Origin of the sequence: Aeribacillus sp. FSL K6-3256, assembly GCF_037965805.1 — a bacterium.
GTDB classification, from domain to species: domain Bacteria; phylum Bacillota; class Bacilli; order Bacillales; family Aeribacillaceae; genus Aeribacillus; species Aeribacillus composti.
In genome coordinates this window covers 312,493-333,897 of record NZ_CP150188.1, presented here as the reverse complement: position 1 = coordinate 333,897, position 21,405 = coordinate 312,493, and the positions used below count along the sequence as shown (strand labels likewise).

The 21,405-nt window shown below is 40.3% G+C and carries 19 protein-coding genes; 8 read left to right on the top strand and 11 right to left on the bottom strand.

The features are described from left to right. Positions 1-459 precede the first annotated feature (459 nt). Genes NSQ84_RS01690 through NSQ84_RS01680 form a run of 3 tightly spaced genes read right to left on the bottom strand, consistent with a single transcriptional unit; the run spans position 460 to position 3,355 of the window. Complete coding sequence (locus NSQ84_RS01690; RefSeq protein ID WP_066247129.1) at positions 460-1,410, bottom strand: hydroxymethylglutaryl-CoA lyase; 951 nt, start codon at positions 1,408-1,410, stop codon at positions 460-462. Beyond that, complete coding sequence (locus NSQ84_RS01685; protein WP_066247132.1) at positions 1,411-2,619, bottom strand: CoA transferase; 1,209 nt, start codon at positions 2,617-2,619, stop codon at positions 1,411-1,413. Positions 2,620-2,638: 19 nt separating this feature from the next. Next, entirely contained in the window at positions 2,639-3,355 is a 717-nt protein-coding gene (locus NSQ84_RS01680) for a FadR/GntR family transcriptional regulator (protein ID WP_066247134.1), read from the bottom strand. A 317-nt stretch (positions 3,356-3,672) separates the two neighbouring features. On the opposite strand from NSQ84_RS01680, the gene NSQ84_RS01675 reads away from it, so the two are divergent. Beyond that, positions 3,673-4,440, top strand: a complete 768-nt coding sequence (locus tag NSQ84_RS01675) for an inositol monophosphatase (protein WP_066247136.1) — start codon at positions 3,673-3,675, stop codon at positions 4,438-4,440. A gap of 190 nt (positions 4,441-4,630) precedes the next feature. On the opposite strand, the gene NSQ84_RS01670 is transcribed toward NSQ84_RS01675, so the two are convergent. Both NSQ84_RS01670 and NSQ84_RS01665 read right to left on the bottom strand, forming a co-directional pair. Then, on the bottom strand, positions 4,631-5,569 hold the full coding sequence (locus NSQ84_RS01670) for an amidohydrolase family protein (protein ID WP_066247139.1): 939 nt from the start codon (positions 5,567-5,569) through the stop codon (positions 4,631-4,633). Positions 5,570-5,589: 20 nt separating this feature from the next. Then, positions 5,590-6,369 carry an IclR family transcriptional regulator gene (locus NSQ84_RS01665; RefSeq protein ID WP_063388379.1) on the bottom strand — a complete coding sequence of 260 codons (780 nt, stop codon included), beginning with the start codon at positions 6,367-6,369 and terminating at the stop codon, positions 5,590-5,592. A 211-nt stretch (positions 6,370-6,580) separates the two neighbouring features. On the opposite strand from NSQ84_RS01665, the gene NSQ84_RS01660 reads away from it, so the two are divergent. From NSQ84_RS01660 to NSQ84_RS01630, 7 genes are all read left to right on the top strand, one after another. Next, positions 6,581-8,041 (top strand): aldehyde dehydrogenase, encoded by a 1,461-nt coding sequence (locus tag NSQ84_RS01660; protein WP_063388380.1) that lies wholly within the window; start codon positions 6,581-6,583, stop codon positions 8,039-8,041. An 85-nt stretch (positions 8,042-8,126) separates the two neighbouring features. Beyond that, on the top strand, positions 8,127-8,912 hold the full coding sequence (locus tag NSQ84_RS01655) for a 2-keto-4-pentenoate hydratase (RefSeq protein WP_066247143.1): 786 nt from the start codon (positions 8,127-8,129) through the stop codon (positions 8,910-8,912). Between the two features lie 20 nt (positions 8,913-8,932). Beyond that, positions 8,933-9,817 (top strand): acetaldehyde dehydrogenase (acetylating), encoded by an 885-nt coding sequence (locus NSQ84_RS01650; protein WP_066247144.1) that lies wholly within the window; start codon positions 8,933-8,935, stop codon positions 9,815-9,817. 13 nt (positions 9,818-9,830) lie between these two features. After that, entirely contained in the window at positions 9,831-10,856 is a 1,026-nt protein-coding gene (dmpG, locus tag NSQ84_RS01645; RefSeq protein ID WP_339212720.1) for a 4-hydroxy-2-oxovalerate aldolase, read from the top strand. A 14-nt stretch (positions 10,857-10,870) separates the two neighbouring features. After that, complete coding sequence (locus NSQ84_RS01640) at positions 10,871-11,656, top strand: fumarylacetoacetate hydrolase family protein (RefSeq protein WP_066247147.1); 786 nt, start codon at positions 10,871-10,873, stop codon at positions 11,654-11,656. A 42-nt stretch (positions 11,657-11,698) separates the two neighbouring features. Next, positions 11,699-11,890, top strand: a complete 192-nt coding sequence (locus NSQ84_RS01635) for a 4-oxalocrotonate tautomerase (protein ID WP_066247150.1) — start codon at positions 11,699-11,701, stop codon at positions 11,888-11,890. A 22-nt stretch (positions 11,891-11,912) separates the two neighbouring features. Then, positions 11,913-12,746 carry an MEMO1 family protein gene (locus NSQ84_RS01630; RefSeq protein WP_066247153.1) on the top strand — a complete coding sequence of 278 codons (834 nt, stop codon included), beginning with the start codon at positions 11,913-11,915 and terminating at the stop codon, positions 12,744-12,746. 718 nt (positions 12,747-13,464) lie between these two features. On the opposite strand, the gene NSQ84_RS01625 is transcribed toward NSQ84_RS01630, so the two are convergent. The 6 genes from NSQ84_RS01625 to NSQ84_RS01600 form a co-directional block, all read right to left on the bottom strand. Next, a complete protein-coding gene (locus NSQ84_RS01625) occupies positions 13,465-14,487 on the bottom strand; it encodes an LLM class flavin-dependent oxidoreductase (RefSeq protein WP_063388387.1) in 1,023 nt (340 codons plus the stop codon). 601 nt (positions 14,488-15,088) lie between these two features. Continuing rightward, positions 15,089-16,303, bottom strand: a complete 1,215-nt coding sequence (locus NSQ84_RS01620; protein WP_066247155.1) for an acyl-CoA dehydrogenase family protein — start codon at positions 16,301-16,303, stop codon at positions 15,089-15,091. Positions 16,304-16,345: 42 nt separating this feature from the next. Next, a complete protein-coding gene (locus tag NSQ84_RS01615) occupies positions 16,346-17,605 on the bottom strand; it encodes an acyl-CoA dehydrogenase family protein (protein ID WP_082829366.1) in 1,260 nt (419 codons plus the stop codon). A gap of 360 nt (positions 17,606-17,965) precedes the next feature. After that, positions 17,966-18,958, bottom strand: coding sequence for an aldo/keto reductase (locus tag NSQ84_RS01610; RefSeq protein ID WP_063386547.1), 993 nt, complete (start codon positions 18,956-18,958; stop codon positions 17,966-17,968). A gap of 48 nt (positions 18,959-19,006) precedes the next feature. Then, positions 19,007-20,377, bottom strand: coding sequence for an LLM class flavin-dependent oxidoreductase (locus NSQ84_RS01605; RefSeq protein WP_066247158.1), 1,371 nt, complete (start codon positions 20,375-20,377; stop codon positions 19,007-19,009). A 108-nt stretch (positions 20,378-20,485) separates the two neighbouring features. Next, positions 20,486-21,376, bottom strand: coding sequence for a MetQ/NlpA family ABC transporter substrate-binding protein (locus tag NSQ84_RS01600; RefSeq protein WP_063386546.1), 891 nt, complete (start codon positions 21,374-21,376; stop codon positions 20,486-20,488). Positions 21,377-21,405: the final 29 nt, after the last annotated feature.

The window sequence follows — 21,405 nt, the reverse complement described above, 5'->3', positions numbered from 1 at the left end:
CATATAATGTAACAATCGGTTAAGTCCAAATTTTTGTTGTAAATTTCCCTCTTTGATAGAAACATGGACCTGATGGCTTGACGTGGCAGGTAAATCCGGCAAGTCTTCCTGTCGGTCGTCTTCCCGGACAAATGATCATGTTGTCAAGGAACGTTGCGGCAGGGATCTTGCCCAGAATTCCACGTTCTCCTTGATACAGCAAATGAGTTATCCTACTCTTTTCATCGCCAGAGTTTTTTTCGAATTCACCATTCGAGTTTCTTGCTCTTTCGTTTTCAACAACCGTCTTTAGCCCCTGTCACTTTTCAGCCCTGCTACGACTCTTTATTCAATGCCTAACAGATTGGGTTTACGCATTTCAACTGGCTCTTTTTTTGACGGCAAAAAATAGATCGACCATATTAGATCGATCTAAAAATATGAATGATAATTTTTTATTTATTTTCCATATCAATCATTTTACTTTTCTAATTTTTCCTGAGCAGTTGGTTTTGGACTCAATTTCGAACAAGGTCCTGCCTGAAGCATGTAGCTTCCTCCATCATGACCGAGCATGTTTCTTACATCTTTTGCAACGTCAATTATGCGATCTAAATGAATTCCAGTCTCAATCCCCATCTCTTCTAGTGAATGAACTAAATCCTCTGTTGCAATGTTACCCGTTGCTCCTGGTGCATATGGGCATCCGCCGAGACCTGCGACAGAACTGTCAAAATGGATGACACCTTGCTGCAAAGCGGCAACCACATTCGCCAACGCCATTCCGCGCGTATTATGGAAGTGCATGGAGAAAGTCATGTGAGGAAATTCCTTTTTTAATACGCCAAGATATTGATAGACTTGTTTTGGATTGGCCATTCCTGTCGTGTCAGCAAGCGAAACTTCAGTTATCCCCATTTTCTTATATCGATCTACAATTGTTACTATTTTTTCTAAAGGCACTTTTCCTTCGTATGGACATCCAAATGCAACGGAAATTGATCCTCCTACTTCAACATTATGTTTTTGCGCCAAATCGACAATAGGTTCAAATCCTCTTTGCGCTTCTTCCACAAGGCAGTTTGCATTTGATAAACTATGCGAATCTGTTGCCGAGAGCATAAGCTTCAATTTCTTTATTCCAGCCGCAATTGCTCTTTGGGCCCCTTTTACATTTGGCACTAAAGCCCGAAATTTAATATGCGTTAAATCTTCTATCCCTTTCACAACTTCCTCGGCGTCTTTCAACTGCGGAATTGCTTTCGGATGAACGAACGATGTCACTTCTATCGATTGAACTCCTGTGTTTGCAAGCGCACGGATAATTTTTATTTTTTGTTCAGTCGGAATCCATTGATCCTCTGATTGAAACCCGTCGCGCGGCGCAACTTCGCAAATGATGACCCTTGCAGGAAACATGGCATCACTCATTTAAATGACTCCTTTCTCTTTTAACTCGGCAAGCTCCTGTTTTGATAACCCTAATTTTCCGCCTAATATTTCTTCATTATGCTCTCCAAGCTCAGGAGCGCGGTAACGAATGGTTCCAGGAGTTTTTGAAAAATTAGGAACGACGCCCGGCACTTTTACTTTTCCAAGCCGAGGATGCTCAACTTCTACTATGTTTTTCCTAGCTTGATAATGTTCATTTTCAAAAATATCTTTAATACTTAAAATCGGACTGACAGGCACACCGTACAAATCCAATTTTTCCTGCAGCTCCTTCAGCGTAAACTGGCGTATCCAGTCAGAGACAATCTTTTGTACTTCATCGTCATGTTTTAAACGTTGTGAATTTGTATAATAACGTTCATCCTCAAGCATATCTGTTCGTTCCATTGCTTCTGCAAGCCGATTAAAAGTTGAATCAGTACTGCAAACAAGAACAACATATTTTCCATCCTTCGTTTCATATGTTCCTGCTGGACTTGAATGTCCGGCCAACCCGGGTGTTCTTTCTCTTACTATACCGTTTTGGTCATATTCAGCTACTAAAAATTCGAGCATTCGGAAAATCGATTCATATAATCCCATTTCGACTACTTGCCCTTCTGGATCATCAGTTTTATCACGGTAATATAATGCACTGACCGCAGCAAATGCAGTATATACACCAGTGATATAATCAAGCAATGAATAAGATGGACTGACAGGCGGTCTGTCCGGATACCCTTGGATATAAGTATGGCCGCTGAAAGCGGTGCACGGAGTTCCGAACCCGGCTTTTTCGCGATACGGTCCTGTTTGACCGTAGCCGGAGATTCGAACCATAATCAATTTAGGATTTGCTTTTTTCAATTCTTCATACCCTAGCCCCCACTTTTCAAGAGTACCGGGGCGAAAGTTTTCAATTAAAATATCCGTATTTTTTATAAGTTTTTTTAAAATTTCTTTTCCTTCTTCTTTCCGTATATCTAAAGTAACTGATTTTTTGTTGCGGGCAAGCCCTGGCCATCTGAGCGGCTCATTCCCCTTCCAAGGGCCTACAGTCCGCAAAGTATCACCTTTATTGGGCAATTCAATTTTCGTCACTTCGGCGCCAAGGTCAGCTAACAGTGTTGCCCCAAAAGGAGCAGCGATCATAGTCGATATATCCAAAATATTTACTCCTGTTAACGGACCATATTTTCCTTTTTCCATCGTATCCCCCTCCAAAACATTAATTTTTCTCTGGCAGCATGCCTAATACATTGCTTCGCAAATTGCTTAAATGGACTTTCATCGTTTCCGATGCTTTTGCTTTATCTTTCTGTTTCACGGCTTCCAAAATCGCTTCATGTTCAAAAAAAGATTCAGAATAACGCGCTTGCGACTGCAACGTTTGCTTTCGCACTTGGCGGTATAAATTCAAATTCGTATCCATAAATGAGATGAACACAAAATTATGTGTCGCTTGGGCGAGAGATAAATGAAAGTTGCTGTCTGCATCTATTTCCTCTTCCGGATTTTTTAACTTTACTTCCATTAATTTCAATGCCTTTTCCATCTTTTCTATATCTTCTTTCGTTGCCCTTTCGCATGCTATTTCAGCAATTTTTGGCTCCAATGCTTCCCGGGCCTCCAAAAATTGAATCACTGTTGTTTTTTCGAGTACATCAATAGGGTTGATCTGATATTTCAGAATCAAGCTTTGATCGACTTTTTGAACGAACCGTCCGCCGCCTGGTTTTGAAATAATGATTCCTTCCGATTCTAAAACTCTGCATGCTTCCCGCAAAGAAGTCCTGCTGCACCCGAGAATTTTCGCCAATTCACGCTCCGGAGGCAGGCGGTCATTTGGTTTTAGTTTTCCTTCTTCTATCAGCTGCTTAATTTGATCAACAATTTTTTCGTAAACTCTCGTATTGGTGAGTTCATTAAATATATTGGATTTCATAAACATGTTCCTTTCATTTTTTTGGACTGTTGGGCAGTCCAATTTTATTAAAATTATAATATTCTGTCATTAAATCGTCAAGCCGCTGCACCATCGAACATGTAAAACACCGGAAGATATGAAGAGAAAAGCGTTCAATGCAAGATGTAAGATGATCTTTCTTATCCAGGGCATTTCATTTCTCATGTGGAAACCTTTCATTACACTTCTAAAGCAAGTGTGTGTTAACATTCCATCTATTCCTAAATTTCTTGAAATATATTATGATTAATTAATAGCAATCAATCATTGATTCACTTTTCCGAAGGAGGAACGCAATGTATAAGCAATATTTGCCTTTTGCGATAAAGTTAGCTAAAGAGGCCGGTGAATTGATTCGGCCGTATGCAGGAAAAGCTGGGCAGCAAACATTAAAGTCTGCAAAAGATTTTGTGACTGAAATGGATTTGAAAGCTGAAAAGCTGATCATTGATCGCATTCAGGAGACATATCCTGATCACCGCATATTCAGTGAGGAAGCCGGCAGCATTGGGGGAAAGGATGAATTTGAATGGGTGATTGACCCTATTGACGGGACCATCAACTACAGTTTCGGCGTTCCGCTTTACGGAGTTTCCATCGCCCTAACCTATCAAAATGATCCAGTCGTCTCTGCTATATCATTGCCTGCTTTTGGGGAAACGTATTGGGCAGCAAAGGGAGAAGGAGCCTATTTAAATGGAAATGCTATAAACATTCGAAATGCCAGCCTGGCGGAAGCTTTTATTTCCATTGGCGATTTTGCAAAGGACGCCAATAAACAAACGAATAAAGAGCGCATTTCATTGCTTGAAAACATTGTAAACGACGTTTACCGAGTCAGAATGATCGGAACAGCTGCTGTCACTTTAGCCTACATTGCTTGCGGCAAACTTGATATCGCAGTCTACTATAAGCCTAATTTTTATGATATTGCTGCTGGACAGCTGCTTGTGTGCGAAGCGGGCGGAGCTATACAAACGATCGGAAATTATACTGTCATTGCTGATCAAAAAATAATAGACGAGATAGCACCTTTACTGCCTGTTCAGCACACAACGGCATAAAAGCAGTCCGCAAGTCTAGACTGCTTTTATGCTTTTCTGCTGCCATATAATACAACGACATTTCCGTTTTCATGATGCTGAGCCCGTTCGTGAAATAACGTTTTGCTAACAAAAACCGGAACGATGATTCAAAAGATAAATCATTTAGCGATTGATTGTCCAGCCTGCTGGCTTAAAAGACGAAAAGCTATTAAAAATCTATTAATGAACTTGCCCCTTTGCAATGCTTTTCATTTGGAGGCCAGACAGAAAGGTCGAACGGAAAATCGGAGCCAGGCACTACTCGATCTTCTCCCACTATTCGCACTAAATAGTCAATGCTTGCTTGCTCCCACAAAACATTGTCATACCAAAAACGCTTTAAGTATTCTTTCGGAGAGGATGTTAAATTTTTTGAAACCGTTTCCCATTCTTCGTATCCTTTTTCTATTCTGCCGATTTGGTAAGGCAAAAATCCTCCGCCATGGGCAAATAATATTTTCACATTTGGAAATCGATCAATCAATCCGCTTAATAAAAGGTCTGTAGCACAAATCGTTGTTTCCCACGGAACACCGATTAAATTTGGCATCATTCTTCTTTTCAAGCGAGGATCTTCGCTCAATAACGGATGAATGAAAACAATCGCTTTCAACCGATCGGCTGCTTCAAAAAATGGGATAAAAAATTCATCTGACAGCATATGATTAGCTGCCCCAGGACCGATAATGGCTCCTTTTAACCCTTTTCCCATCGCATCTGTCAAGATTTGTGCAGCTTTATCCGGGTTATTTAACGGAACCGTTGCCAGCGCAGACAATTTTTCCGGGAACGATTGCACAAGCCGCGCTAATGAATCATTATACACGCCGGATAGTTCAGCAGTAATTTCTTCCGGAAACTCGTACATAAAAAGCTGCGGTATCGGCGAAATGACGGAATGATGAACTCCCGCTTTCAATTGTTCGTTTAAAAAAAGGGTTAAATCTAAAAAAGATTTTTTTAATTCAAATCCCCATTTTTGATTAACAATCAAAAACTCTTCCTTATCCTTTTCTTTTTTCACCCATTCAGCATGAATAGTTTCTTTATGTTCTTTTACCCATTCCATCACGCCTTCAGGGATGAAATGTGTATGAAAATCATACATCTCTCCACTCTCCCACCAAATTATGAAAAATTCAAATACCCCATTCTTTCAGAAATTTCCTTGCTTGCTGCGATCACTTGTTTCGCCATCGCCTTAAGCTTGTAAGAATTGATTCGTTGTTTTGGACCGACTACAGAAAGTGCTGCAATAACCTTTCCGGTATAATCATAAATCGGGGCGGCAATGGAATTAACTCCCTCGGACAATTCTTCAATGCTGACGGCATACCCATTCTCCCTTACTTTTTTTAAATGATCTCTCAGCTTCTCAGGATCCGTAATCGTATTTTTTGCAAAACGCTTTAACCCTTTAGATATAATTTTTTCGACCGTTTCATTTTCCGAAAATGCAATTAAAACTTTTCCAGAGCTCGTGCAATAAGGCGGATTGCGTCTCCCGATATGGGTTAAAAATCTTACGGGGTGATTGCACTCTACTTTTTGCAAATAAACAACTTCTAAATTGTCCAATACAGAAATATGGGCAGTTTCACCGGTTGTTTCGACCAGTTTATTTAGTACAGGCTGCGATTCTCTGTAAATATCCATATTGCTGAATAGCACGCCGCTTAAAGATAAAATGGATAATCCCAATCTGTATTTCTTCGTTTCTGAATCTTTATAAACAAATCCTTCACTTGCCAACGTCTTCATTGTCCTGCTGACTGTGCTTTTATTTAATCCTAGAGAATTGGATAAATCGCTTATTTTTTTTTCTGGCTCTTCCATTGTAAAGCTTTTCAATATTTTCAGCGCATTTTTGATGGAAGAAAGCTGATTTTTCTCGTCTTTTCCATTCAATGTACACCCTCCCCCTCTACATCAATTTTCTTTATACGAGAATATATCAAATATATGAACAACTGAAAAGTAAAAAATTAAATATTTCGATATTTTTAAAAATTTTTATATTTGTTGCATATATAGCAATTTAGAAGTTGAAAGTGCAACATAGGGCAACTACCATTAAAGTCACAGTTGAAATTTATGATGATATTCGGGAGGGTGAATCATGCCAATCAACTCAAACGGAACGATTAACTGCTTGCATTTTATTAACGGACAATTTGTTGAATCCGATAACAAAAGGACCTTTGACAATATTAATCCTGCAACTGAGGAAGTAATCGGAACAGTCGCTGAAGGAGGAAAAAAAGAGGTCGACTATGCCGTTTCCGCTGCCAAAAGGGCTTTGAACGGCCCTTGGAAAAACATAACATTAACGGAGCGTTCAAAAATTTTGCGGCGCATTGGCGATTTAATCCAAGAAAGACAGGATGAGCTGGCACGATTGGAATCATTGGATACAGGAAAACCGCTATCTCTTGCAAAAAAAATTGACATTCCCCGTGCTGCCTATAACTTCCACTTCTTCGCTGACTACATCATTTCGATTACGAATGAAGCTTATCAGCAAGATGATCAGGCCATTCATTATGCACACAGACGCCCAGTCGGAGTAGTGGGAATTATCAAGCCTTGGAATTTACCTCTTTTATTATTGACTTGGAAGCTGGCTCCATGTTTAGGAATGGGCAACACAGCTGTTATTAAACCTGCAGAGTGGACTCCTTTAACCGCTACTGCATTAATGGAAATTTGCAAAGAGGCCGGTGTTCCGGACGGAGTTGTCAACCTTGTTCATGGCTTCGGTCCAAACTCCGCTGGGGCAGCAATTGCCGAACATCCTGACATTGACGCCATTTCCTTTATCGGTGAACCGGGTACAGGAGCAGCCATTATGAAAGCAGCATCTAATTCCTTGAAAAAACTTTCATATGAATTGGGCGGCAAGAATCCAAACATTATTTTTGCCGATTCAGATTTAGATGAAGTCATTGAAACTACCATCAAATCAAGCTTTATTAACCAAGGCGAAGTTTGTCTTTGCGGTTCAAGAATTTATGTAGAGCGCCCAGCTTATGAAGAGTTTTTAGAAAAATTTGTAAAGAAAACAAAAGAATTAAAGATTGGCGATCCATTTGAAAATGGCACAGATGTCGGCGCACTCGTAAGCAAGGAACATTACGAACGCGTCAACAGCTACATCGACATAGCCAAGCAAGATGGGGCAGAAATTTTAACAGGCGGAAAGCGTCCAGATGGATTAGATAAGGGTTATTATCTCGAACCTACAATCATAACTGGTTTGGATCGAAATTCCCGCTGCGTACGGGAAGAAATATTCGGCCCAGTTGTAACTGTCTCTCCGTTTGACATGGAGGAGGAAGTTATAGCCCAAGCCAATGATACACATTACGGATTAAGCGCAACTATTTGGACAAATAATTTACGGCGTGCACACAGGGTGGCACATCAAATTGAAGCAGGCATCATTTGGGTCAACACCTGGTTCCTGCGTGATTTACGAACGCCGTTTGGAGGAATGAAGCACAGCGGAATTGGCAGAACGGGCGGCATGCACAGCTTAGATTTTTATACAGAGCTTTCAAACATAACGATAAAGCTATAATTTCAGGTGCCGTTGAAACATAAGGAGTATGTTAAAATAGCCTGCTTACCAAATCATTCTGTCTGAATGAGAAAGGAAGGAAAAAATGTTAACAACGAAAATTGCCAACTTTGCCAATCAACTGCAGGAAGCTGAAGCTTTAAACAAGGCGACAGATCCTCTTACTTCCGTTGATCCGAATCTGACTGCCGAAGAAGCTTATCTTATACAACTGGAAAATATAAAAAGAAAGGTCGATCAAGGTCAAAAAATTGTCGGAAAAAAAATCGGCTTAACATCTTTAGCAATGCAAAAGCTGCTTGGAGTCGATGAACCGGACTATGGACATTTATTAGATTACATGGTCGTTGAAAACGGCGGAAGCATTTCCATGAAAAAAGTTTTGCAGCCGCGAGTAGAAGCTGAAATTGCCTTCATTTTAAAAAAGGAGCTTAAAGGTCCAAACGTAACCGCTTTAGACGTGATCTTAGCAACTGACTATATTGTTCCGGCATTAGAAATTGTCGACAGCCGCATTAAAGATTGGAAAATCAAACTGGCTGACACCATTGCCGACAACGCTTCATCCGGATATTTCTTATTGGGAGGAAAACCGGAAAAAATAGAAAATGTTGATCTCGAATTAATTGGAATGAGCTTGACAAAAAACGGGGAACTAGTCAATACCGGTGTCGGCGCAGCAGCATTAGGCAATCCGGCAAACTGTGTCGCATGGCTCGCCAACAGGCTGGCTGATTTTGATATTTCATTACGTCCCGGAGAAATCATTTTATCAGGCGCTCTATCCAGAGCCGCTGATGCACAAGCTGGAGACGTCTTTACGGCGCGGTTCGCTCATCTCGGGCATGTAACTGTATCATTTACAGAATAATAGATTGAAAGGAGAATTTTATGAATAAAGTAAAGGTTGGAATTTTAGGGTCCGGCAACATCGGAACAGATTTAATGTACAAAATCCGTCGATCAGATGTGTTGGAGCTTACAACGGTCATCGGAATTGACCCCTCATCGGACGGATTAAAAAAAGCAAAAGATTTCGGATATTACACGATTGATACCGGCATTAAAGGTTTTTTAGAAAATCCCGATCTAGCGGATATTCTATTTGATGCCACCTCCGCAAAAGCTCATATACGCCATGCAAAATTGCTGAAGCAAGCAGGGAAAAAAGTTCTTGACTTAACACCTGCTGCCGTCGGTCCGTCTGTCATACCTCCTGTAAATATTGATAAACATTTGGATGCCGACAACATTAATTTAATTACATGCGGAGGCCAAGCGACGATTCCGATCGTTCATGCCATCAACAAAGTTCAGCCTGTCAAATATGCAGAAATTGTGGCAACGATTTCAAGCAAAAGCGCCGGTCCCGGAACTAGAGCAAATATTGACGAGTTTACCGAAACGACAGCGCGCGGAATCGAGGAAATCGGCGGCGCTAAAAAAGGGAAGGCTATCATTATTTTAAACCCTGCTGAACCGCCGATTATGATGAGAGATACGATATATTGCCTTGTAGAAAATGATTTTGTCGATCAAAAAAGGATTACTCAATCCGTCAAAGATATGGTGGAAGTAGTCCAATCTTATGTACCGGGCTATCGCTTAAGACAAGAACCTCTCTTTGACGGAAATAAAATAACAGTTTTTATCGAAGTGGAAGGCGCTGGAGACTATTTGCCGACTTATTCAGGCAATTTGGATATCATGACAGCCGCAGCAGTGAAAGTGGCGGAGGAATGGGCGAAAAATATTACTTCTAAAGTGAATGTTTAAGGAAGGAGTGAATATCGTGGGAAAACGTAACATACTGATTACTGAAGTCGCTTTAAGAGACGGCAGCCACGCGATTCGACATCAATATACTGTGGATCAAGTCGTAGCCGTCGCAAAAGGGTTGGATGATGCCAATGTACCTTATATTGAAGTTTCGCACGGAGACGGTTTAGGTGGCTCATCTCTGCAATACGGACTTTCTTTAACAAATGAAATGGAATTGATCGAAGCCGCTGTATCTACTGTCACAAATGCCAAAATTGCTGTTTTGCTTTTGCCGGGAATCGGGACAATGAAAGAATTAAAACAAGCTGCACAGCTGGGGGTAAAAATGGCGAGAATCGCCACTCATGTAACAGAAGCGGATATTTCAGCACAGCATATTGCTTTCGCAAAAGAATTAGGATTGGAAACTGTCGGTTTTTTGATGATGGCCCATATGGTCCCAACAGAAAAACTGGTTGAGCAAGCAAAGCTTATGGAGAGCTATGGAGCTGATGTTGTATACGTTGTCGATTCAGCTGGCGCCTTTCTGCCGCATGAAGTAAAAGAAAGGATTCAAGCTTTAAAAAACAGCTTGTCAATTGAAATCGGATTCCATGGCCATAACAATCTTTCCCTAGCAATGGCCAATACATTAGCAGCCATTGAAGAAGGAGCGACGCGGATTGACGGAAGCATCCGCTGCTTAGGCGCCGGTGCAGGCAACACTCAAACGGAAGTATTAATCGCGGTGCTCAACCGTTTAGGAATCAACACCGGAATCGATTTATACAAAATTATGGACGTAGCCGAAAACATAGTAGCCCCCATTTTGGAAAAGCCGCAAGAAATTACAAAAGATGGACTAATACTCGGATATGCTGGAGTATATTCAAGCTTCCTGTTGCATGCGCAAGCTGCCAGCAAAAAATTCGGAATTGATTCGCGCGACATATTAGTTGAGCTTGGCAAAAGAAAGGTTGTTGGCGGTCAAGAGGATATGATTATTGATGTAGCTGCTGAAATTTCAAAACAAAAACAAACGGCACATACTTAAGGAGGATGCAGCAAATGGCTGGCGCAGATATAAAAAAAATTGCTGACTACTTAGTAACAGCGGAAAAGGAAAAACGTGAAGTAAAAAAGGTAACGGCCTCATTAAAACCGGATTTGTCCGTCGAAGAAGCCTACGCCATTCAACAAGAGATTGTCAATATGAAAATAAATGAAGGTCACCGTATCATCGGTCCAAAAATGGGTTTGACAAGTTTTGCTAAGATGAAGCAAATGAAGGTCAATGAGCCTATTTACGGCTATGTATTCGATTATATGGTGATCAATAACGGCGGAGCATTGCCTTTTCATGACTTAATCCACCCAAAAGTGGAGGCGGAAATCGCTTTTGTATTAAAAGAAGATATTGAAGGACCTGGTGTCAATGGTGCACAGGTGCTTGCGAAAACAGATTACGTGATGCCGGCTCTTGAGATCATCGACAGCCGATATGAAAATTTTGATTTTACGCTTCCTGATGTAATCGCTGACAATGCGTCAACATCCCGGGTTGTATTCGGAACGTCTTTGAAAAAGCCGGAAGGATTAGAACTTGATTTAGTTGGATCGACTCTTTCCATAAACGGCGAAATAAAAGAGTTAGGAGCCGGAGCCGCTGTGCTTGGCCATCCTGCCCATTCCGTCGCTCTGCTTGCCAATATGTTATCACGAAAAGGACAAAAGCTGCGTGCAGGTGATGTTATTCTAACAGGAGGAATCACGAGCGCCGTCTTGATAAACAAAGGCGACTATGTCACAGGAAAATTTGACGGATTGGGCGAAGCAAGCTTCCATGTTGTTTAAATAGCGGAAGAAAAAAATTTCTTACCTGATAGGAGGGATGACATGCCTTTTGTTACTATTCAAATCATGGAGGGCAGGCCGCCAGAGAAAATAAAGGAGTTAATTCAAAATATAACAAATACTGTATCGGAAACGCTCGATTCACCAAAAGAAAACATCCGCGTTTTAGTGACAGAGGTGCCAAAAACCCATTGGGGAATTGCGGGCAAACCCGCATCTGAAGTAAGAAAATAATTTTAAAGGAGGAGAAGTAGCTATGACGATTGAGCTGGCTTTGTTAGCGCCTCATGTGCCAAGCATGTGCCATTTTGACCAAGTCCCCGACTTTCAAAAGGATATGGCCATTGAGATGCAAAAGATGTCAAAGACAATTTATGATTTAAAACCGGATGCCATCGTTCTTGTTTCCTGCCATTGGCCGTCGACTTTTTTCCATTATGTTGATTGCACTCCTGTCCATAAGGGCATTTTAACCGCTTTTGAATGTCCTGATTTAATTCGTGATGTTCCATATGAATATCCCGGAGATAAACAGCTTGGTGATGAACTAGTAAAAATCGGTCAAGATGCTGGACTGCAAGTTGTAGGAATAGACGACCCTTACTATGTTTGGGATTACGGAACGGTTGTGCCTCTTAGATACCTTGTGCCGAATGAAGACATACCTGTTGTGAATTTGTCCGTGACGATGGCTGCCACTTTAGATGAAACGTATAAATGGGGACAGCTGATTGCAAAAGTATTAAAAGAAAGCGAAAAGAAAATTGTATTTGTTTCAAGCGGCGCACTTTCCCACAATTTAGTCCGCGGCAGACACAATAAACCGACCGCTTCAGAACATGCACTAGATAAACAATTCATTAGTTATATATTAAACAAAGAATATGATGCAGCCTATCAAATGCTTCCTCAATACGCCCGTCTGGCAAAGGTAGAATCAGGAGGAAGACATCTCGCCATGCTATTAAGCATGCTTGAAGACGATGACCAACCGAAATATTGGGCAGACGGCCAATCTTCCGGCAGCTGGAACGCACTGATCACATTTGAGAAAGTAAGTCAGCCGGCAGCCCCAAAAGTTAAGAACTAACATTCAATCAATAATAAAGAAACATGCCGTCGTTTAAAAAACAACAACGTTTTGAAAAAAAATATTTTGAACCTCCTGTTTTGTAAGCGTTTACTGTTATTTTATAAGGCTATTAGAATTGGAATATTCCCTGAAATGGCATCTTTTTTTGCCTAGTTTCAGCAATTCTCTTAAAATCGCATCATATAAAAAATGTTGCGGGGCTGTCCAAAAAGTCAGGATTAACTGACTTTTTGGAGCCCCTTCATTTTAGGAACTTATCGGACAGGTCATTTTTTCTATCTTGTTATATCCTTCAGAAGTCTATGAAGGACTTTTCTTATGCTCTCTTTCTGAATTCGGTTCTTCAAAAGTTTTATGACAGACATTCAGCACATACAATTGCTTCTAGTTGCCTTCATGCCTCTATGAAGGACAGGATTTTTTTGTCCTTCACAGTAGTATTGCTCCAAAATCCTTCATTTTAGGAACTCATCGGGCAGCCCATTTCAGAAAAGTTATAACTACATCAAATATCTGCTATCAGAGAAAAATAGCAAGCTGTCAGCAAAGCTGATAGCCTGTTTCGAGAATCCGCAATTCATAAACATCGTTGCTTTTATGACAGCATAAATAACATTTCTGAAAAAGGAGTCTGCCGCTCTCAGATCTCTTCCCGAACTGAAAAAGTTAAACAGTAATGATAGTTGCCGAAAATAACATATTTAAAATAAAAGAACTACATTTCATTCTTTATCTCAGATAAAATACGGTACGAATGCACGCGAGCCGAATGGTCGTATATATATGAAACAACCATTATTTCGTCTACCTGAGTGTCATCCAAAAATTTTTGAAGCTTCTCTTTTATTGTTTGCTTAGATCCAACAAACGAAAAATAAAGCTGATGGCGTACCGCTTCTTTTTCAAATTCATTCCACTCTCCATCCATGCTTTCAACAGGAGGCTGCAACAATCTAGAAGTTCCTCGGATCACGCCCAAAAACATTTGATACAAGCTGGTTGCAAGATACTTCGCCTCTTCATCGGTATCTGCTGCCACGACATTCACACACGCCAACGCATACGGCTCCTTCAAATGTTCTGACGGCTGGAACTGGTCACGATATATTTTCAGTGCTTCATATAAGTGATTCGGTGCAAAATGACTTGCAAACCCAAAAGGAAGTCCAAGCTTTGCTGCAAGCTGAGCGCTATACGTACTTGATCCAAGCAGCCAAACAGGAACATTTAATCCCTCACCAGGAACTGCGCGTACATATCCTTTCCGCTTCTCTTTCGGAGCAAAATAATTGATGAGTTCTTGGACGTCGTTTGGAAATTCTGATACTGACCCATGTAAATTTCTTCGCAATGCCATGGATGTCACCTGATCTGTTCCAGGAGCACGTCCTATCCCTAAATCAATTCGACCTGGATACAACGACTCTAATGTCCCGAATTGTTCAGCAATCACAAGAGGAGCATGGTTCGGAAGCATGACGCCTCCAGATCCTACACGAATCGTTTTCGTACCTCCTGCAATATAACCTATTAATACAGAAGTAGCTGAGCTTGCGATGCCCTCCATATTATGGTGCTCTGCAAGCCAATAACGTTTATATCCAAATCGTTCAACATTTTGCGCAAGGTCTAAACTGTTTTTGAATGTGTCAGCCGGCGTTTTCCCTAATAAAACAGGAGCCAAATCCAAAACTGAGAATTCAATCTCTTCCAGTCTTTTTTTCTGAGAATTCGTCATTTTTTCAACTCCTTTTAAACTCTCCTTATAAGGATTGTAAAAAACTGTTCAATGGTATTACAAGGAATTTGCCTGCCGCACAACTTCTCACGGTGAAAAATGCTTTGTGATTTTTTTTGGTTCATTGAAGTCTAACGTGAAAATCTGTCTTTTCCCATAAACGTTGAAAAAACACTTTTAAGTCTCGCGCTTTCAGTTTTCCAATGCTTCTTCTGTTTTAAAGTTGAAATGTTGTTTGTTATACGCTTCCCTGACAAGCAAAACTCTCCTTGTAAATGATCAGCCACTTAAAATTGCGAATGTCCTCTTTTACAAAATAAAACCTCACACCTACTATAAAAAAGAAGTGTGAGGCTTATTCATATAGTTCATCGAAATGGTTATATCTAGAGTTTTTAAAGTTTGGCAGAATAAGTCTTTAAAACATTGTAAAAAACAACAGATTTTTTGAGTAATTGGTCATTTATTCATTAATTCATAATTATTCTAACAGCGTTACAGACAATTGACCTACCGACTCATCCATTCATCATTATCCTAAATAGGCAGTAAAGTTCTTACAGATTTCAGACTCCAAATAAAAATGCATTGCTGGTTTGATTTATTTTCTTTCATTCTCATTCCAAAGATTCAACGGCAATTCTAATAAAATTTTTGCCACTTGGTCGCGGGCGATATTATTAGATGGAGCCATTGGGATTCCTGCCCGGGCATCGCGGTAAAGCCGTTCAAAAGGTCCTTCAATATAGCCATAACCGCCCGCTACATCCATCGCAATTCGTGCAGCAAAATCTGCTGTTTCGGATGCTTTCACTTTAAATTCTATGACTTCGGATGCCAATGAGCTTATAGGTTGCCCTTCTGCCAGCAATTCATCATAATGTCTTGCTAAATCTATCTGCCATGCTTTTAAACCTGCAATTCTTATTTTCACTTCTGCCAATTTTTCACGAATGACTTGATGGTCAGCCAAACTATTATTAAATCCTTTGTTAACTGCGTTCTTAACATGTTTAACAGCCAGTTCTAGTCCACCTTGGGCAACACCGAGCCAAACAGATGCAATACCCAGTATATAAATAGGGTTTGCGCCTTCATCCATGATTTCTCTTCCTAACCCTTCGTATCCCACTAGATCGCGGCCGCTTACTTTTATATTGTTAAACGTAATTGGACCACTGTGGCTTCCTCTTACACCTAATGCATTCCATGGCTTTGCAACTATACCGTCATTATGGCCGTCAACGATAAAGAAGCTAATGTTACTAGGGTCGTCAGAATCAGGTGTTCTCGTTTGCAAAATATAAAAATCTGCTTGGCCTCCGCTTGTCGTAAAGGATTTTTCAGCATTAATGATATAATCGCTGCCATCGCGCTCAGCCTGGCTTAAGCTAAACCATACATGACCTCTTGTAGCTTTTTCACTAACAGCAAAGGTTCCGATCGCACCATCTCTGATAGGGAGCAGCCACCGTTTCTTTTGATCATCGTTTCCATATAAAACAATTACTTGTGCTGCTCCAACATGCATGGCATATACTAAAGCTGTTGACGCATCAACTTTCCCGATTTCTTCAGCCACGATGGAAAATCCTAAATATCCTAAATCTAATCCTCCCCATTTTTCAGAAAATGTTACTGAATTCCATCCTTCTTTCGCAAGGGCTAACAAACTTTCACGCGGGAACTCCCCACTCTTGTCAATTCGTTCAGCGCTTGGTTTAATGACTTCTTCAATAATTGGCTTAACTTTCTCCCTAATTTCCTCAATAAATGCTCTTGAATACTTTTTGTTAATTGTTTCATAGTTACTCATTTTTAAACGCTCCTTTTTATATATAAAATTTTTAAAACATCCTTAAAAGTAAACCTCTCTTATTGGAAGATCTGTACCGTTCACGACGTAGTCGCCAATAGCTCTAGCTTTGTAAACTGTTGGATTATGCGAAGCAAGAGTGCGAATATTACGCCAGTGACGGTCAAGATGTTTTGATTGTCTCGTTGCGGATGCCCCTCCAACCTCGAAAAGAAGCGTCGAGGCCTGTAAGGCAAGTTGATCTATTATAACCTTGGCCTGTGCAGCTCGCAGGGAAGCTTCATGGCTCAGAGAATAATCGATCACTCCATTAACTGCTGTTTTCAAAGCAGCATCAATTGCATCTGCGGCAGCTAGGACAATAGTTTCTGCGGTAAACGCGCTGCTTGAGAGCTGTCCAATGACATGCTGAAGTTGCGGATCTTGTCGAGGTGTATCCGCAGCAGCAAAACTGAATGTCCGTGATCTTCCATGAACTAAAGTTTTAGCGTCTGTCACCACATTCCGCAAGATGCCCGCTATCACTCCATGCAAATAGAGCTGCAGAAAAGAGTTGAAAGGCGTTTTGGAGCCATCAATATATGTTATTTCATCTTGATTGACATACACATTGTGAAGACGTGTAGTACCGCTTCCTGTCCATTTTTGTCCGATGCCGTCCCAGTCATCTTCAATGATGACACCTTCACGATTTGTCGGAATTATTACCGATGCAGGCCTTCCTTCATGAGTTGATGCCGTAACAACTACCCAGTCTGCATACAGTGTGCCGGTACTAAAGTATTTTTTGCCATTCAATAGGAAGCCTTCACCATCCGGTGATAAAGTTGTTTCAAAAACCAAATTTCCAGCATTATTTGATGAAATTTCAGCAGAAGCATTGCCGATGATTTCTCCATTGGCTACTCTTTGCAGCCACTTTTCACGGAGTTTTTCATCCGTAAGCAGCAAAAATTTCTCCACTTGGGAAAAGTGTGAACGAAGGCTGTGTGCGACATCTGGATCAGCTTCCGCTAAACGTATTAAAATTTGAAAAAGATCACGAATATTTGCACCGCTGCCGCCAAGTTCAACAGGTAATCGCAATGCACCCAATCGAGATTTTCGGATTAAATCAAAGGCATAATATGGATGATCTTTACTCCCAGTACTTCTGCGTTTTTCAGCATCTTCTGCAATTGCAGCAATTAAGTATTCTAATTCTGGTGAATCAACTTTTACTGGGCTGGTAAAAGTTAGAGAATTTGATTCATCTTTATTTTTGAAGTTAATCCTTTGATTTAATGGTTTTTGGCTTGACATTCATCAAACACTCCTGTTTTGTTTTTTAAATTTACCAACCACATCTTTTTCGCTGTATTACCGCAAAAAATAATGTGAAAGTTCAAACGTTCAACTGTTTCATCAATCCGTTTGTTTTACACCGCAGCTTACACCACGATTGTTTTGATTCAGGAAATGGATGTCCATTTACCAAGCTCTGATGTTCATCATTAGAATACTTAAGTCCACCATCCCGTAAGAAAAGATTGCTCCAACAGCTTTTCACAAATTGCCATTAAAGGAAAAGACAGCATAACCATTCTCTGATTTCAAATTTGTCAAAGTGTGAAATCGATTCTTATGCTAGATTTTTAAAACACTAGCACCGTTTCCTCTGGATTACTTTCTATATTTGCTAAATAAATCCTCATCTGGACTATGATCCGTTGGTAATGGAGGCTCATCTGACAATGCGGATATCTGTTCTCTTTCACTGGCAGTTAAAGGGATTTCTGCCCCAGCAATCGATAGGGCCAGTTGTTCCGGATTACGCGCTCCTATAATTGGAGCAGTTACAGCAGGATGATGTAATACCCATGAAACTGCTAAAGAAGCAGGATGATATCCAAATTGTTTCGCCAGCTCCGTAAATTGATGTGCAACAGTAAAATAATACTGATGACTATATCTTTTCTCATAATTCTTTTGTTCTACTAATCTTCCTTGCTCCGGCTTGTTTGTACTGTTATATTTTCCGGTTAATAAGCCTCCGCCGAGCGGACTGTAAGTTATGGCACCTAATTGCTCTGATTGAGCTAACGGAAAAATTTCTACCTCCGCTTGCCGTTTTACGAGATTATACATCGGTTGAATTAACTCAAATCGTGCTAGCTGTTTTCTTTCAGATATTCCTAGAGCTTTTGCAATTTGCCAGGCAGCCCAGTTACTTACAGCGGGGAATAAAATCTTCCCTTGTTTTTGTAAATCATCTAAAGCTCTAACGACTTCTTCAATATCTGTATACTCGTCAAACAGATGAACAAAATAAAATTCAATCCGATCAGTGCCCAATCTTTTTAAACTTTGTTCAACTGATAAAAAAAGATTTCTTCTCGATAAACCTCCGCTATTTAAATCTTTGCCTGTAGGCAAGCCTGCTTTAGAGGTTAAAACAATCTCATCTCGATGACCGGCAATACACTTTCCAAGAATTTCTTCAGCACGTCCATCATTATAAACATTCGCTGTATCAAAAAAGTTTATCCCGGCTTCTCGACATTGCTTATACATCATAATGGAAGTTTCTTCATCTGCAATGCCGCCGAATGACATTGTTCCAAAGCATAAATTTGAAACATGAATGCCTGTCCTTCCAACTGTACGAAATTCCATTATTACCTCCAACATTATGAGCTGAAGGAGAAGCAAACTTTAAAATTGTTAAAAATTCCGATATTTTGCGCCTGTATGATCATCTGGCAGCAGCTTTTTCCCTGTACCAAACAGTTTCTCCCTCAGTGTTCCTTTCTCGTATTCTTTTTTATAGATTCCACGTTTTTGCAGCTCCGGAACAACGAAATGAATGAACTCTTCAATGCTTCCAGGCGTTATAAGATGTGCAAGATTATACCCGTCGATTCCAGTTTGTTCGATCTGGAATTGAATGCTGTCAGCTATTTCAACGGGATTGCCGACTAATACATTACTCCTTCCGATCGTTTCAAACTTGTTTAACACTTCTCGAACAGTTAATTTTCTTGGCGCATCTTTCGTTAATGAAGCAGCTCGAGACTGACCATGTTCCGTATGCTTATATTCAAAAAAAGCGTCTTTATCTTCATATTTAGATAAATCATAGCCTGTTGAACCGCTATATTGAGCTTTTGCCGCTTCAGCACTCCACAATCGATTGTATTCCTCATATTTTAATTCAGCTTCTTCTGTCGTTTCTGCCACAATGACATTTAAAAACGTAAATGCTTTAATATTATCAGGATTCCGTCCGTATTTTTCAGCCCGTTCTTTAATATCTTGAATATAAAATCTTAATTTTTCGGGCGTCGACCCGCCAACAAACACACACTCTGCATGCTTGGCGGCGAAATCTCTGCCGCGTTCAGAAGAACCTGCCTGAAAAATAACAGGTGTCCGCTGTGCAGAAGGATATGTTAAATGCGGGCCTTTTACGCTGAAATACCGCCCTTTATGGTTTATTTCATGAACCTTTTCGGGATCAAATAAAATTTCATTTTCCGCATCGCCAACAAACGCATGCTCCTCCCAGCTGCCTTCCCAAAGCTTATAGGAAACCTCCATAAATTCATCGGCAATATCATAACGCTCGTCATGTTTAACAATTTCTTTATGGCCGTAGTTTTGCGCAGCATTTGGCAAATATGAGGTGACAACATTCCAGCCAATTCTGCCGTTTGTAAAGTGATCTAATGTGGAAAAACGACGTGCATTTGAAAACGGATGTTCATACGTTGTGCTGACCGTTACTACAAATGACAAATGCTCTGTAACAGCTGCCACCGCTGGTACAATAAAGGCCGGATCATTTAGCGGAACTTGAACGCCGTCTCGAATCGCAGCATCTTTACTATTTTGATAGACATCATACACTCCTGCTACATCTGCAAAGAAAATGGTGTCAAACTTCCCTTTTTCCAACAATTTCCCTAACTCAATCCAATAATGTAGATCATTATAATAAAGATGACGTTTATTTTGAGGATGCTTCCATAATCCGTGAGAATTATGCATAGCTCCTGCCATATCAAAAAGATTTAATATTATCTGCTTTGCCATATTTCTCACTCCAGCATCTTTTCAAAAGTACAAATTCCGATTCTATCAGTCGATTGTCATCAAATTCAAATGCAGCCTTGCTCGCAAATAAACAATTCCTTTCTTATGTTATTCTTTTCCTTGTTTTATATTTTCAACTAAGCGATCTAATTCTTTTTGCAGTTCTGGTACTGGCACCTTTGTGACAATGCTTGCACCCTTCGTATCTTCTTCTACTGCTTTAGCTACTTCTTCTGTCTGATAAATTTCCGCAATGGTCTTATATGCCTCATTGTCTTTATTCTTTTCTAAAGTGGCAAAAACGTTAACATACGGCAGTGTATCTTTGCTGTTTGGATCATCATGAAAAATGGCATCTGCTAAAGTGTAACCGGCTTGACCAGCTATTCCGCCATTGATAATAGATGCGGCTACATCAGGCAGCACTCTAGGAGTCTGTTGGGCAACGACTTCTACTATTTCAATATTTTTTGGATTTTTAACGATATCTTTTACTGTTGGATAAAGACCGACATCTTCCCTTAACTCAATTAATCCAGCTTGCTGCAGAACCTTTAGCCCTCTGCCTAAATTAGCCGGATCATTTGGAACCGCAATTTTTGAACCATTTGGGATCTCGGATACATCTTTATATTTTTCCGAATACAATCCTAAAGGAGCAACAACAGTTGAGCCAATCGGCACAATATTCACATTATTTTCCGCGATAAATTGACTTAAAAATGCAAGATGCTGGAAGGCGTTCACATCTACCTCGCCATTGACAAGTGCAGTATTTGGCAGCACATAATCGGAAAATTCGACATATTCTACCTTAATATTTTTTTCTAACGCTTTTTTCTTAATGATGTCCCAATACTGTCCATCTGATCCGGTAATCCCCACCTTAACAGTAACGACTTTTTCTTTTTTATCACCAGATGCTGAATTGCTGTTGCAGCCTGCCAAGAGGCCAATCACCAAAATTGTTACTAGTAAATGGAATAGTTTGATTTTCATAAAATAATAATCCCCCTAATATATGATTG